The organism is Acidaminobacter sp. JC074, from assembly GCF_022496765.1.
Classification (GTDB): domain Bacteria; phylum Bacillota; class Clostridia; order Peptostreptococcales; family Acidaminobacteraceae; genus JABXKX01.
Genome location: NZ_VANV01000013.1, coordinates 160,828 through 175,008, shown reverse-complemented (window position 1 = coordinate 175,008; position 14,181 = coordinate 160,828). Strand labels below are relative to the sequence as shown.

The window sequence follows — 14,181 nt, the reverse complement described above, 5'->3', positions numbered from 1 at the left end:
GGCTATATGAAGTCATTAGCAGATTTAGCTAAATTACGTGAAGAAGCTTTAAAGAAAGTTAACATTCGCGGTGAGAGAAAAGGTAAGAGAATCGTGGTTGGTATGGCAACTTGCGGTATTGCTGCAGGCGCAAGACCTGTATTAAATGCATTAGTTGAAGAAATTTCAAAGAGAAATCTTCAAGATGTAGAAGTGGCACAAACTGGATGTATTGGCGTTTGTAAATTAGAGCCAATCGTTGAAGTTTATGATGAAAATAACGAAAAGGTGACTTACGTAGAAATGACACCTGAGAAGGCACAAAAGGTTATCGTTGATCATATTGTTAATGGTCAAATCGTTGCTGAGTATACTATTCAAGAGTAATAACTGTTATCAGGAGGTTAAAGATGGAATTATATAGATCGCATGTCCTAATCTGTGGTGGTACAGGATGTTCTTCTTCAGGTTCATTAACATTTGAAGATAAGTTCGCTGCTGCTATGGAGAAGCATGACTTAAATAAAGAAGTTAAATTAGTAAAGACTGGCTGTTTCGGTTTATGTGAAGCAGGTCCAATCGTAGTTGTATATCCTGAAGGTGCTTTCTACTCAAGAGTAGAAGACAAGGATATCGAAACAATTGTTGAAGAACACTTATTAAAAGGTAGAATCGTTAAAGATTTATTACATGAGTCTGCAGTAGAAGAAGATGTAACAAAGTCAATCAACGATGTTGAGTTCTTCGCTAAGCAAGAGAGAATCGCTCTTAGAAACTGTGGTATTATCAACCCAGAAGTTATTGAAGAGTATATTGCATTTGATGGTTATAAAGCATTAGGTAAAGTTTTAACTGAAATGACTAGAGAAGAAGTTATTGAAATCGTTAAGGCTTCTGGTTTACGTGGCCGTGGAGGCGGTGGTTTCCCAACAGGCTTAAAGTGGACTTTTGCTTATAACGCAGAATCAGATAAGAAATATGTTGCATGTAATGCCGATGAGGGTGACCCAGGTGCATTCATGGATAGATCAGTTCTAGAGGGTGACCCTCATGTAATCATTGAAGCTATGGCTATTGCAGCTTACGCTATCGGTGCTGATGAAGGTTATGTATATATCAGAGCTGAGTATCCAATCGCTGTAGAAAGATTAGAAATCGCGATTGCACAAGCTAAGGAAATGGGCTTATTAGGTGAAGGTTTATTCGGTACAGACTTCAACTTCGATCTTAAGATCAAGTTAGGTGCTGGTGCATTCGTATGTGGTGAAGAGACTGCTCTTATCGCTTCTATCGAAGGTGAAAGAGGTATGCCAAGACCAAGACCGCCATTCCCAGCTAACAAAGGTATCTTCGGTCAACCAACTGTTCTTAACAACGTTGAGACATATGCTAACATTCCTCAAATCATCTTAAATGGTGCTGAGTGGTTTGCAAACATTGGTACTGAAAGATCAAAAGGTACTAAAGTATTCGCATTAGGTGGAAAGATCAACAACACTGGTCTTTTAGAAATCCCAATGGGTACAACTTTAAGAGAAGTAATTTTCGAAATCGGTGGTGGTATTCCTAACGGTAAAGCTTTCAAAGCTGTACAAACAGGTGGTCCATCAGGTGGCTGTATTACTGCTGATTATTTAGATACAGAGATCGATTACGATAACTTAATTGAACTAGGCTCAATGATGGGTTCTGGTGGTATGATCGTAATGGACGAAGACAACTGTATGGTAGACGTTGCAAGATTCTTCCTAGACTTTACAGTAGATGAGTCATGTGGTAAGTGTACGCCTTGTAGAGAAGGTACTAAGAGAATGTTAGAAATGTTAGACAAGATCTGCGAAGGTAAAGGTACATTACAAGACATCGATGATTTAGAGTCATTGGCTTACACAATCAAAGATGCATCATTATGTGGTCTTGGACAAACTGCTCCAAACCCAGTATTATCAACATTACAATACTTCAGAGATGAGTATGAAGCTCACGTAAATGATAAGACATGTCCAGCTGGCGTATGTAAAGACTTATTAGCTATCACAATCACTGACAAGTGTATCGGTTGTACTATGTGTAAGACTGTTTGTCCTGTTAACTGTATTGAGGGCGAAAAGAAAGGTCAACATACTATCGATCAAGATGCATGTATCAAGTGTGAGGCGTGTATTTCTAAATGTCCAGTTAAGTGTATTGTAAAGAAATAAGCTGAATATTCGAGGAGGAAGAGAACGTGGTTAAACTTACGATTAACAACACTCAGGTAGAAGTACCAGAGTCATATACAGTTTTAGAAGCGGCTAGAGATGCTGGCTTCGATATTCCTACACTATGCTACATGAAAGAAACTAACGAAGTTGGTGCATGTAGAGTATGTGTGGTAGAAGTTGAAGGTGCTAGATCACTTCAAGCATCTTGTGTATTACCTGTTAGAGATGGCATGGTAGTAAAGACTAACTCAAAGAGAGTTAGAGAAACTAGAAAAACAACAGTTGAGCTTATCTTAGCTAACCATGACAGAGAATGTACTCAATGTGTTAGATCTGGTAACTGTGAATTACAAACTATTTCTGAAGATCTAGGTGTATCTGGTCTTAAGTACCAAGGTGCAAAGAGAGAAAAGAAATTTGATAACTTATCTGCATCATTAGTAAGAGATACTTCAAAGTGTATTCTTTGTGGTAAGTGTGTAAGCGTATGTAAGAAGCAACAAGATGTTGGTATCTTAGGCTTCCAAAACAGAGGCTTCAACACAACTGTAGGTCCTGCATTTGACAGACCAATGACTGAAACAGATTGTTTATTCTGTGGTCAATGTATCAATGTTTGTCCAGTAGGCGCTTTAATGGAAAAATCAGATATCCATAGAGTATGGGATGCATTAGAAGATCCAGATACTTATGTAGTTGTTCAAACTGCTCCAGCTGTAAGAGCTGCATTAGGTGAAGAATTCGGTTTACCAATCGGTACTAGAACAACTGGTAAAATGGCTGCTTCATTAAGAAGATTAGGCTTCAACAGAGTATTTGATACTAACTGGGCTGCTGACTTAACAATCATGGAAGAAGGTCATGAGTTATTACACAGAATCCAAAACGGTGGTACTTTACCGATGATTACATCTTGTTCACCAGGTTGGATCAGATACTGTGAGTTCAATCACCCAGACTTTATTCCTAACTTATCATCTTGTAAGTCTCCACACCAAATGTTTGGTGCTATGGTTAAGTCTTACTTCGCTGAAAAAGAAAACATTGATCCAAAGAAAATGTTCGTTCTTTCAGTAATGCCTTGTACTTCTAAGAAGACTGAAGCTGCAAGACCAGAGATGGAAGTAGATGGTTTAAGAGACGTTGATGCTGTAATCACTACAAGAGAATTAGGTAGAATGATTAAAGAAGCTGGTCTTAACTTCCACAACTTACCGGACGAAGGTTTTGACGAAATCATGGGTGAATACTCAGGTGCTGGTGTTATCTTCGGTGCTACTGGTGGTGTTATGGAAGCGGCATTAAGAACTGTTGCTGATGTATTAACTGGTGAAGACTTAGCTGACTTCGAATACAATGAAGTTAGAGGTTTAACTGAAAATAAAGAAGCGACTATTAAGATTGGTGACTTAGATGTTAAAGTTGCTATCGCTCATGGTACTGAGTCTGCAGGTAGATTATTAGACGCAGTAAGAAGAGGCGAGAAAGATTACCACTTCATCGAGATCATGGGTTGTCCTGGTGGTTGTGTAAACGGTGGTGGTCAGCCACAACAACCTCAAAAGGTTAGAGACATTGTAGATCTTAAAGTTGAAAGAGCGAAAGCTTTATATGAAGAAGATGCTATCTTAACAGTAAGAAAATCTCACCAAAACCCAGAGATGATTAAATTATATGCTGACTACTTAGGCGAGCCTAATGGTCATAAAGCACATAAGTTACTACACACTCACTACACTGCTAGAGAGAAGTAATAAAAGCTACACCGCATCTTAGATGCGGTGTTATTTTTTTTGAGCTTATCTGATGTATTTTCAATAGTGATATTATTTAGAAAAATGCAGGTTTTAAGCCATTTTCTGTTCTTATTTCAAATATATTGAACCATCTAATGTAATGTGCTATTATACACAAGTCGGTTATTTTAGCATAATTAGAAGGGGGTTTACTTATGGCTAAAAGAGAAAATTGGGGCTCTAAATTAGGCTTCATTATGGCTGCTGCCGGTTCGGCAGTGGGTCTGGGGAACATATGGAAGTTTCCATATACTGCTGGTGAAAACGGTGGTGGTGCTTTCGTACTTATTTATTTGTTTTTTGTAGTAGTAATTGGTTTTAGTGTTATGCTTGCTGAGTTTGCAGTAGGTAGAAGAAAGCAGCTTGCTGCAGTGGGTGCATTTAAATCAGAGGATCGTCGTTGGACATTTGCTGGTGCACTGGGGGTTTTAAGTGCTCTCTTGATCATGGGTTTCTATCCTGTTGTAGGTGGTTGGTCTCTTGCTTACGTTTCAAAAGTATTTACGGGACTATTAAATGCGCCAGAGGCAATTGCTTCTACTTTCGACAGTTTTATCACTAATCCTCTTGTACCACTTATGTGGATGGTTGCCTATCTTATCTTAAACATTGTTATTGTTGTGCGAGGTATTTCTACTGGTATTGAAAAAGCAGGTAAAGTATTAATGCCACTTTTATTTGGCATTTTGATTGCCATTTCAATCAAGGGCTTAACACTGCCAGGTGCTATGGCTGGTATGGAGTTTTTATTTAAGCCAGACTTCTCAGTTGTTGATCCTAGTGTTATATTAGCGGCTCTTGGTCAAGCATTCTTCTCATTGTCACTAGGTATGGGCATCATGATTACATATGGTTCTTATTTACCCAAACAGGAGAACTTGGTTTCCAATGCTGCAATCGTAACTGTTATGGATACAGCTGTGGCCTTACTTGCAGGTATTGCCATGTTCCCAGCTATGTTTGCATTCGGTATTGCACCAGCTCAAGGTCCAGGTCTTGTATTTGTTGTTGTACCAACTATCTTTGCTGAAATGGGTGGTGTTGGTACTATCTTTGCTGCTTTATTCTTTATTGCCTTATCAGTAGCTGCATTAACATCTTCGGTTTCGCTGCTTGAAGTTGTGGTCGCCTACTTTATTGACGAAAAAGGTTTTTCAAGACCTAAGGCAGTAGTCGTTTCATCATCTATAATGGTTGTACTTTGTGTATTAGCTTCATTATCCTTAGGTGGTGTCGGTCCTAAAGTCTTCGGTACAGGTGCTTTTGATATCTTTGACTTATTAACAGATAAGATCTTCCTTGCCTTTGGCGGTTTCTTTGTTTCTATCTTTGCAGGTTGGAAGTTATCTAAATCAGATCTTCAAAATGAAGTGACGAACAATGGATCAATTAAGTTTGGTCTATTTGGTATTTGGTATGCACTTGTAAAATACATCATTCCGCTAACCATCCTATGGGTTGCTTTTGGTGGGATTAGAGATGGCTTTGAAAGTGGTGCTGGTCCAATTATGATTATTGGTCTACTCATCATTGCCATAACAGCAGTATTTTCGAAGAAATTATAAACATGCCCAGTCCTATGGACTGGGTTTTCTTTTTTTACACGTTCTATCCCTAAATAGCCATGACTTATATGATATGATGAATTTATAGAGAAAGGAGTTCGTGTGAACATTGCTTTATTAATTATTGATATGCAAGAAGAGTTTTTTAAACAGGAGAGACTAAAGGATATGATGCTTGGTGCATCAGAGTACATCAACGAAGCGGCAAGTTTCTTTAGAAAGGCCGGGTGTCCCGTTGTTATAGTCCAAGATGCTGAAGCGACAAATGGTTTTGATACCATCAAGGAAATTGAAATAGCACCTACTGATATCAGGCTGACAAAAGAGTTTTCTAACTCGTTTTGGAAAACCGATTTGGAAAACATCTTAAAATCGCGTGGCATTGAGTTTGTGGTAGTCAGTGGTTTTGCAGCAGAATACTGTGTACTCTTTACACTAAACGGTGCAGAAGAAAGAGGCTTTGGTGCATCACTTCTACAACATGGGGTGGCTGGATTATCAAAAAAAGCAGTGGAGAAAACCCACCTGCTAAGACCAACGGTCAGCTTAGAAACACTTTATTTTATGCTTCATAAACATAATTGAATGAAAGAAAGCATCTCTGGGTAGATATTCTACAAGGAGGGCTTTATGAGCGAATTTTATTTAAAAGATGAGTTGTATAAATCACATCAGAATATTTCAGAATTTTTTATTGAGAAAGCTGTAGATGTTGTCTTTTATAGAGATCTAATCATACCAGATAATCAATATCATAGCCCGAAGTTTTGGAAGATACTTGGCTATGAGCCTGAAACAAAATCACATTTATCCAATGAGCTTTACATGCACTTGTTGCCTGAGGACCGGGGACTTTTAGATGATGGTATAGAAAGGCTAAAAGAAGACGCGCTAGCGCCTTTTGACAAGCTTTTAAGATTTAAGCATAGAAAAGGTCATACCATTTGGATGAGGTGTCATATGATGATCATCAAAGATGAGTTGGACCGTCCTTTTAGGTTGCTTGCAGTGATGAACGACGTCTCACAGGTAAAGGCTTTGCAAGAACAGGTGGAAAACAAAGACCACAAGGTCTCTGGTTTAAAAGACATGTTAAAGGCTTATGAAATAAAAGACCATAATTCTGGTTTTTACAACAGACTGGTTATGGAAGAGTTGCTTCTTAATGAAAAAGACCGATCAGACAGAAAAAAGAGAATCTTTTCTGTTATGATGCTGACCATCAACAACTATGACCAGCTGAAGATGGATTTTGGTATAGGTGTAGAAGAGAAAATGGTGAAGAACATCTCAAAACGCTTGAACTTATTGTTAAGAAAACAAGATTTGAAGTGCCGTTACAATGAATCTACTTTTCTGATTTTACTACCTGAAACCGGTACAGTGGATTTACAAGACGTTAGAAGAAAACTCCTAAAGGATATGGATAACTGGCACCTCTTGGTAAGGAACAGCCAAATACACTATTCGTGTAAAATTGGCATGACATCATACAATCAACATGAAACAATCGATAATGTAATTGATAGACTTGATTCGGACTTAAATAACTAATTTGGAGGATTGATGAAAGAGATTGATGTTTATATTTCAGATGATTATTATAAGGCTTATTTGTCATTGAGATTACATGGTGAAAGTGTAGGGCCTGAGGAAATCTATGAAGCTTTGAAGAAAAAACATGTTGTTTACGGCATTGACGATGAAGTGATTTCAGCCCTTTGTGAGTTAAATGAAGATGTACTTGATGAACTTGTTGCTGAAGGTCAGCCTCACATTCATGGTATAGACTGTGAGATTGTTTATACTTATGAGGCCGGTGTTCATTCACATCCTACCATCCTAGAAGATGGGACTGTAGATTTTAAATCCATGAATCTTTTTCAGAAGGTTTCAAGTGGTCAAGTACTTGCCACAAAGATACCTGCAACTGAAGGCATTGATGGTATGACTGTGACAGGTAAAAGTATCCGTGCTAAAAATGGTAAAGACAAGCAGTTTTCATTTGGAGAAAACATTGAACCCGACTCTGAAGGTAGGGTCTTAAAGGCAACCAGTGACGGCATATACAAGGTCGAAAATGGTAAAATACTGGTTCAAAATTATATGGAGCTTGACAATGGCGTTGGTGTAGAAACGGGTAATATCAACTTCAAAGGTGACATTGTTGTTAATGGCAATGTCTGCTCGGGTTACCGTATTGACTGTGATGGCAACCTAACCATCAATGGACTTGTTGAAGGTGCAAATCTTATATCTGCTGGTGATTTAACCATTACTAAGGGTGTATCAGGTCATAACGACTGTAGGATCGAGTGTGGTGGTAATTTTGTTGTTAAATACATTGATAACGCAGAAGTATGCGTAAAGGGTAATTTGGAAGCAGGAGAAATCTTAAATTCCAAGGTTTTTTGTGATGGACAAGTGATTGTAAAGGGGAAAAAAGGTCATATTATCGGTGGTGAAATAACTGCAAGATATGCAATTGATGCCACAACCATCGGATCTAGGCTTGGTGTGATTACACTGATAAATCTTGGTGTAGACATCGATAGCATTAAAGAGCTGAGGAGTTTGAAGGAGGAAATTGCTGAAGAACAAGAAACTGTCAGACGACTAAAGCAGTTTATTGCAATTCTTAACGCCAAGGAAAAGAAAGAGATTATTACTGATTCAGAAGTTGAAACTTTAAAAAAATGTTATGAAAGTCTAGAACAGATGACATATATGATAAAAGAGAAGACAAGCCGTTTCAAACACTTGAGAGAAATACTCTTAAAGGCACAAAAGGGCCAGTTGAAAACTGAAACCATCTATCCGGATACCCTTGTTAAAATAGGCATGCATTCCTATTTTATTGACGAGGCTATCTTGAGGTCTATCTTAAAAAAATCAGATGATCAAATTGTTGCAATAGGATTTTAAACAGCCATGTGGTTGTTTATTTTTTGTGCTATAATTATTAAGACGGAAGGAGTTCTATGAGCTTAACGAATACATTAAAAATTAACAAGGTTTCAGAGGATTTGTGTGAATATTTAGAAGATGAAGTGGTTTGTGAGTTTCCTTTAACGATATTTGTTAATGACCAGGAAGCAAACACATTACTTTGTTCGCCTGATAGTCTGGAAATGCTGGTTTTAGGACATCTAAAAAGCGAATGGTATATCAAAGATATATCTGAGGTTAAGTCATTGATCCTCGATTCGGAAAAGGGACTTGCACATGTTGAAGTAAGTCGGTCTCTTGATAAGGATCTTAAAAGACGTTACATCACCTCTGGTTGTGCCAGTTCGGCTATGTTTTATGATCTTATGGATGCTGTTTCTTTAAGGCAATTAAAGTTAAGTCAAGTTTCTTTAGATGCATCATTCATACATAAGAATATGAAGGCCTTTTATGATGAATCAGATCTTTTTAAGAGAACTGGTGGTGTACATATGGCAGCCTTGTTTGAAGGTGAAAACTTGATTTGTGCCTTTGAAGACATTGGTAGGCACAATGCCGTTGATAAGGTAATAGGCTACATGATAAAACATGACTTGTCAAAAGACAAGCTGATGCTTTTTATAAGTGGGCGTGTATCTTCTGAAATGGTCTTGAAATGCATCAAAAGTGGTCTAGGTGTTTTGGTATCTAGATCGGCACCAATGGACCTAGCCGTTAAATTTGCTAGAAATTATGGTATGATCCTTGTGGGGTTTGCAAGAGGACATCGGTACAATATCTATTCTGGTGAAGAAAATGTATTAGGGAAACAATGCTAGTGAAAGTATTGCAAATAGCGGGAATTCGTGTATAATAATATTATATTGTTAAAAAAATAACGTTCGCGCTAGTGGGAGGCTTTATGAAGTTAAGACAAATTGCAGAATTACTGGAATGTGAAATTTTAGTAGGGGAAGAATTTCTAGATAGAGAAGTTGCTTATGCATTTGGATCAGATTTGATGAGTGATGTATTGGCATATACAGAAGAACATACTGTCCTTTTGACAGGACTGTGTAACAATCAAGTTATCAGAACAGCTGAAATGTTAGATCTAAAATCAATTGTGTTTGTAAGAGGTAAAACACCTACACAAGACATTATTGATATGGCAAGAGAGGATGAGATGCTTTTATTAAGAACAGAGCATACGATGTACTCAGCTTCAGGTATTTTATATTCTAACGGTTTAGAGGGTACATCAATTTAAGGAGAACATCATGATATTAGCGCGAGATAACAATGATGTAGCAATGATGAAAACGTTTGATGTTTCTAACGACGATTTTTCATCAGCTGGTATAGCATCAAGTAAAATAAAGAAGATACTTCGTCAGATTGGCATTGATTCCAGTGTCATCAGGCGTGTAGCAATTGCCACTTATGAAGCAGAAATAAATGTAGCAATCCATTCACATGGTGGAAAGATAGATGTATACATCAAGTCAGATAAGGTAGAAATATTTGTAGAAGATACTGGCCCGGGTATTGCTGATTTAAGTTTAGCCATGCAAAAAGGTTATTCAACAGCAACTAAGGAAATAAGGGAATTAGGATTTGGAGCAGGTATGGGACTTCCTAATATGGATAAGTGTAGTGACGACTTTCATATAGAATCTGAAGTTGATAAGTATACTGCTATAAAAATGACATTTAATCTTTAAATGGGGGCATAATGGATAAATATTGGCATTCGGTTGTTTTAGATAATGACTACTGTAATGGTTGTACCAACTGTTTAAGTCGTTGTCCAACACAAGCGATAAGAGTTATCGATGGCAAAGCCAAGATAATGAAGGAAAGATGTATTGATTGCGGTGAGTGCTTGAAAATATGTCACTTTCATGCAAAGGGTACATTGTCAGATAATTTAGAAAAAATATTTGAATACAAATATAAAGTTGCGTTACCGTCCATATCGATGTATGGACAGTTTTCAGCAGAATATGATATAGAGGATATTTTTCAATCATTATATAGACTAGGATTTGATATGGTCTATGATGTTGCGTATGCAGCAGACATACTGACAAAGTATCAAAATGAACTGCTTAAGGATCCGACAGTAGAAAAACCGGTTATATCGACTTACTGTCCAGCCATTACACGTTTGATACAGATCAGGTATCCATCCTTGATTGATAATATAACACGTTTAGAAGCGCCTATGGAGATTGCTGCTAGACAGGTAAAAAAGAAGTTGATGGCTGAAAAAGGACTCAAGTTTGAGGATATTGGTGTGTTTTATATAGCCCAGTGTCCAGCTAAGATAACCAGTATTATACAACCTTTAGGTTTGGAAAAATCTTATATAGATGGCGGAATTTCTTTAGAATCCATCTACTCTAGACTGATAAAAGCGGTTGATAAGGGTTCAAGAGACTTCCCAATTGTTCAAACTGCATCAGGTAATGGTGTAGGCTGGGGCATGGTTGGTGGCCAGTCTTTTGGTCTTGATACAGAAAGATATTTAGCAGTCGATGGGATTGAAGAAGTTATTCGGGTATTAGATAAAATGGAGTTAGGCAAGTTACCTGAAATTGATTTCTTTGAAGGTTATGCTTGTGTAACAGGCTGTTCTGGCGGCGTTTTAAATGTGGAAAATCCATTTATGGCCAAGGCCAGAGTACGCATGAAGTCATCTGAGTTAAAATCCTATAATCCAGATGACATTGATTCTTATCTGACAAGAGAGGACTTAGAATGGGATAAGGAAATGGAAGCTAGAACCATTCTTAAGTTGGATAAGGATTTTAAAGTAGCACTTAAGAAAATGGCTGAATTAGAAGAAATAGCCAATAAACTGCCGGGGATAGATTGTGGTGCATGTGGTGCGCCAACATGTCGTGCCTTAGCAGAAGATATTGTTATGAACAGAGCTCAGTATTCAGATTGTCTCTTATTGGGACGTTATAATAGAAGAAGAAGGAAGAGAGAAAAACATGAAGATTAGTCAATTATTAGAGAATGATGCATTTAAGTTGATATCTAAAACAAACTTGTTGGATAGAGAAATTAAAGGTGTAGAGTGTTGTGATTTATTGTCATGGGTAATGGCAAATGGTAAAGAGGATGATGCTTGGATTACAGTGCAAATTCATTCTAACATCATAGCTGTTGCGACACTTCTTGATTTTTCTTGTATCATTGTACCTGAAAATATTGAAGTAGGTGAAGATGTCTTAGAAAAGGCAAGTGAAGAAGATGTAGCAGTTATTTCAACTGGTCTTGATGCTTATGGCATTTTCAAAGTATTCTTTGAGAATGGCGTTTAAAAATGAAGTTGTATTATGACTTTCATATACACACTGGTTTTTCCCCCTGCGGTTCCGAGGATATGTCCCCTAATAACATAGTCAATATGTCTATTATAAAGGGCTTAGATGCTATTGCAATAACCGATCACAACGGCATAGGAAATGTCAGAGTGACTGTAGAAGTTGGTGAAAAACTGGGCTTGATTGTCATTCCAGGTATGGAAATACAAACAGTTGAAGATGTACATATGGTGGTGCTCTTTAGAGATATCATAGCTTTAGAAAACTTCTATCAAGGTATCAAAGACAAAAGATTGATGATCAAAAATAAGCCGGAACGTTTTGGTGAACAAGTTATTTTTAATGACCAAGATGAAATTGTTGGATATGAAGATAATTATTTGATTACCCCATATAGTCTAACCATCAATGAAATCATAAAGACGGTTCAAAGTTTGGATGGCGTTGTTTTTCCGGCTCATATCAACAGGAATTCATTTTCTATTATTAAGAGTTTGGGTTTTATTGATAAGGACATGGCAATAGAAAATATTGAATGGTATGGAAAAAGACCTGACGATGCAGAAGATATTGAAAAACGTATGTTTAGAAAATACAGAGAATTAATTAATTCAGATGCGCATGATTTAATCAGTATATCTGAAAGAGAAAACTATTTAGAAGTAGAGGAAAAATCGATTCAAGGCATTTTTAAGGTGTTGACCCAATCTGTATAAAGAGGAGAAAAAGGTGAGAGAATTATCATTGCATATTCTTGATATAGCACAGAATTCTATTGTTGCTCAAGCAGATGAAATTCGTATAGCTATTGTTGAGGATTATAGAGACGATCAATTAGCGATTTGTATAAAAGACGATGGTGTTGGTATGGATCAAGACACAGTAAGAAAGGTAGTTGATCCTTTTTACACAACAAGAACAACAAGAAAAGTTGGTTTAGGCATTCCTATGTTTAAGCAGGCTGCAGAGTTATGTGATGGTTCTTTTTCTATTACATCAAGTCCTGGTGTTGGAACAGACATTGTGGCTAAATTCAAGCTGTCGCATATAGATAGAATGCCACTTGGAAATATGTCAGATACTTTGATTACAATCATAAACTCCAACGCAAATGTTGACCTTCTTTATACCCATCAAATTGATGATGAGAAGTTTACCCTGTGTACAAGAGATATCAAAAAGACCTTAGGTGAACTGCCTATTACAAATTTAGATGTATTGATATGGTTAAGGGAATATATCAAGGAAAATCTTGAAGAAATGCATAGAAAAGTCGGTAGGCTGTAGAATGACGACAATTTCGTCATTCTTTTTGTTTGCATCTTGTGTTACAATAGATGAGGAAAAGAGGAAATTATGAGTAAAGGTTATTTAATATCTCTAGAAGGTGGCGAAGGCGCAGGCAAAACTACCATTCTAGAAAAGTTAGAGAAGTATTTTCAATCAAAAAATATCGAGTATATTACAACCAGAGAGCCTGGTGGTGTTCACATATCAGAGCAAATCAGAGAAATCATCTTAGATAAAGATAATGTAGAAATGGATCCCAAAACAGAAGCTCTTTTATTTGCAGCTGCTAGACGTCAGCATCTGGTACAAAAGGTTGTACCTGCATTAGAAGCGGGTAAAATCGTATTTATGGACAGATATGTGGATTCTTCCTTGATTTATCAAGGCTATGTAAGAGGCATGGGTGTTGACGAAGTGTTTGAGCTTAATCAATATGCCATAGAAGATCTTTTGCCTGATGTGACTTTGTATTTTGATTTATCGCCTGAGGTTGGTTTAGGAAGAATCAACAAGGATGATTCGAGAGAAGTCAACCGTTTGGATTTAGAAGAAGGTTCTTTTCATCACAAGGTCAGAGAAGGTTATCTAATGCTTAAAGATAAGTTTGAAAGATTTGAAGTCATAGATGCAGAAAAAGATTTAGAAGCTGTATTTACTCAAGTTATTGAAGTTTTGGTTAAAAGAGGCGTTATCAATGGATAGGATTAAAGCGATCAAACTGGAGCTGGAGTCGATGAAACTTGTAAATGACTGTTCTTATAATAATGACGGTCTTTACAATGAAATGAGAATTTTAAGAGAAAAACTTGAAAAGGAACTAGAAGAATTGTTAGGAGAAAAAAATGAATCTGAAAAAAGTCGGTAGAAATGTCTTGTTGATTACTTTAGCATTGGTGATAATTTTAAACTTCTTACCAGTTCATTATACAGTAAGACTCTTTCTTGGTTCTTTTGGTTTTGGTTCTGGTCTGGTTTTAATGGGCATTGGTAACAGTAAAAAATATGATTTGTAGAAGTTCTGCTAATAAGCAGAATTTTTTTTATGTTGTAATTGTCAAAAAATGGGATTTGTGATAAAGTT

17 protein-coding genes are annotated in these 14,181 nt (G+C 37.0%); all 17 read left to right on the top strand.

Translation table 11 applies throughout. From position 1 onward, the window contains the following. The first annotated feature begins 6 nt into the window (after positions 1–6). Positions 7–366, top strand: coding sequence for a ferredoxin (locus EZV73_RS15890; RefSeq protein WP_240841388.1), 360 nt, complete (start codon positions 7–9; stop codon positions 364–366). 23 nt (positions 367–389) lie between these two features. After that, positions 390–2,180 (top strand): NADH-quinone oxidoreductase subunit NuoF, encoded by a 1,791-nt coding sequence (gene nuoF / locus EZV73_RS15885; protein ID WP_240841387.1) that lies wholly within the window; start codon positions 390–392, stop codon positions 2,178–2,180. A 26-nt stretch (positions 2,181–2,206) separates the two neighbouring features. Continuing rightward, on the top strand, positions 2,207–3,937 hold the full coding sequence (locus EZV73_RS15880; protein WP_240841386.1) for an NADH-dependent [FeFe] hydrogenase, group A6: 1,731 nt from the start codon (positions 2,207–2,209) through the stop codon (positions 3,935–3,937). A 197-nt stretch (positions 3,938–4,134) separates the two neighbouring features. Then, a complete protein-coding gene (locus EZV73_RS15875; RefSeq protein ID WP_240841385.1) occupies positions 4,135–5,544 on the top strand; it encodes a sodium-dependent transporter in 1,410 nt (469 codons plus the stop codon). A 102-nt stretch (positions 5,545–5,646) separates the two neighbouring features. Beyond that, positions 5,647–6,129 (top strand): isochorismatase family protein, encoded by a 483-nt coding sequence (locus EZV73_RS15870; RefSeq protein WP_240841384.1) that lies wholly within the window; start codon positions 5,647–5,649, stop codon positions 6,127–6,129. Between the two features lie 45 nt (positions 6,130–6,174). Beyond that, the gene (locus EZV73_RS15865) at positions 6,175–7,098 is read left to right on the top strand and encodes a GGDEF domain-containing protein (RefSeq protein WP_240841383.1); all 924 of its coding nucleotides are present in this window, start codon (positions 6,175–6,177) and stop codon (positions 7,096–7,098) included. Between the two features lie 12 nt (positions 7,099–7,110). Then, positions 7,111–8,469: a FapA family protein gene (locus EZV73_RS15860; protein WP_240841382.1), complete on the top strand. Its 1,359-nt coding sequence runs from the start codon at positions 7,111–7,113 to the stop codon at positions 8,467–8,469. A gap of 56 nt (positions 8,470–8,525) precedes the next feature. Then, entirely contained in the window at positions 8,526–9,311 is a 786-nt protein-coding gene (gene fdhD, locus EZV73_RS15855; protein WP_240841381.1) for a formate dehydrogenase accessory sulfurtransferase FdhD, read from the top strand. An 83-nt stretch (positions 9,312–9,394) separates the two neighbouring features. Next, positions 9,395–9,742, top strand: coding sequence for a DRTGG domain-containing protein (locus EZV73_RS15850; RefSeq protein ID WP_240841380.1), 348 nt, complete (start codon positions 9,395–9,397; stop codon positions 9,740–9,742). Between the two features lie 10 nt (positions 9,743–9,752). Then, positions 9,753–10,196, top strand: a complete 444-nt coding sequence (locus EZV73_RS15845) for an anti-sigma regulatory factor (protein WP_240841379.1) — start codon at positions 9,753–9,755, stop codon at positions 10,194–10,196. Positions 10,197–10,207: 11 nt separating this feature from the next. After that, positions 10,208–11,485, top strand: a complete 1,278-nt coding sequence (locus tag EZV73_RS15840; protein ID WP_240841378.1) for a [Fe-Fe] hydrogenase large subunit C-terminal domain-containing protein — start codon at positions 10,208–10,210, stop codon at positions 11,483–11,485. Then, positions 11,475–11,807: an AraC family transcriptional regulator gene (locus EZV73_RS15835; protein WP_240841377.1), complete on the top strand. Its 333-nt coding sequence runs from the start codon at positions 11,475–11,477 to the stop codon at positions 11,805–11,807. Before EZV73_RS15840 ends, EZV73_RS15835 begins: the two co-directional genes overlap by 11 nt. A 2-nt stretch (positions 11,808–11,809) precedes the next feature. Next, the gene (locus EZV73_RS15830) at positions 11,810–12,526 is read left to right on the top strand and encodes a PHP domain-containing protein (protein WP_240841376.1); all 717 of its coding nucleotides are present in this window, start codon (positions 11,810–11,812) and stop codon (positions 12,524–12,526) included. 13 nt (positions 12,527–12,539) lie between these two features. Beyond that, on the top strand, positions 12,540–13,097 hold the full coding sequence (locus EZV73_RS15825) for an ATP-binding protein (RefSeq protein ID WP_240841375.1): 558 nt from the start codon (positions 12,540–12,542) through the stop codon (positions 13,095–13,097). Between the two features lie 69 nt (positions 13,098–13,166). Next, a complete protein-coding gene (gene tmk / locus EZV73_RS15820; RefSeq protein ID WP_240841374.1) occupies positions 13,167–13,802 on the top strand; it encodes a dTMP kinase in 636 nt (211 codons plus the stop codon). Beyond that, the gene (locus EZV73_RS15815) at positions 13,795–13,965 is read left to right on the top strand and encodes a hypothetical protein (protein WP_240841373.1); all 171 of its coding nucleotides are present in this window, start codon (positions 13,795–13,797) and stop codon (positions 13,963–13,965) included. The genes tmk and EZV73_RS15815 overlap by 8 nt, the downstream gene beginning before the upstream one ends. Continuing rightward, the gene (locus tag EZV73_RS15810; protein ID WP_240841372.1) at positions 13,943–14,113 is read left to right on the top strand and encodes a hypothetical protein; all 171 of its coding nucleotides are present in this window, start codon (positions 13,943–13,945) and stop codon (positions 14,111–14,113) included. The genes EZV73_RS15815 and EZV73_RS15810 overlap by 23 nt, the downstream gene beginning before the upstream one ends. Positions 14,114–14,181 lie beyond the last annotated feature (68 nt).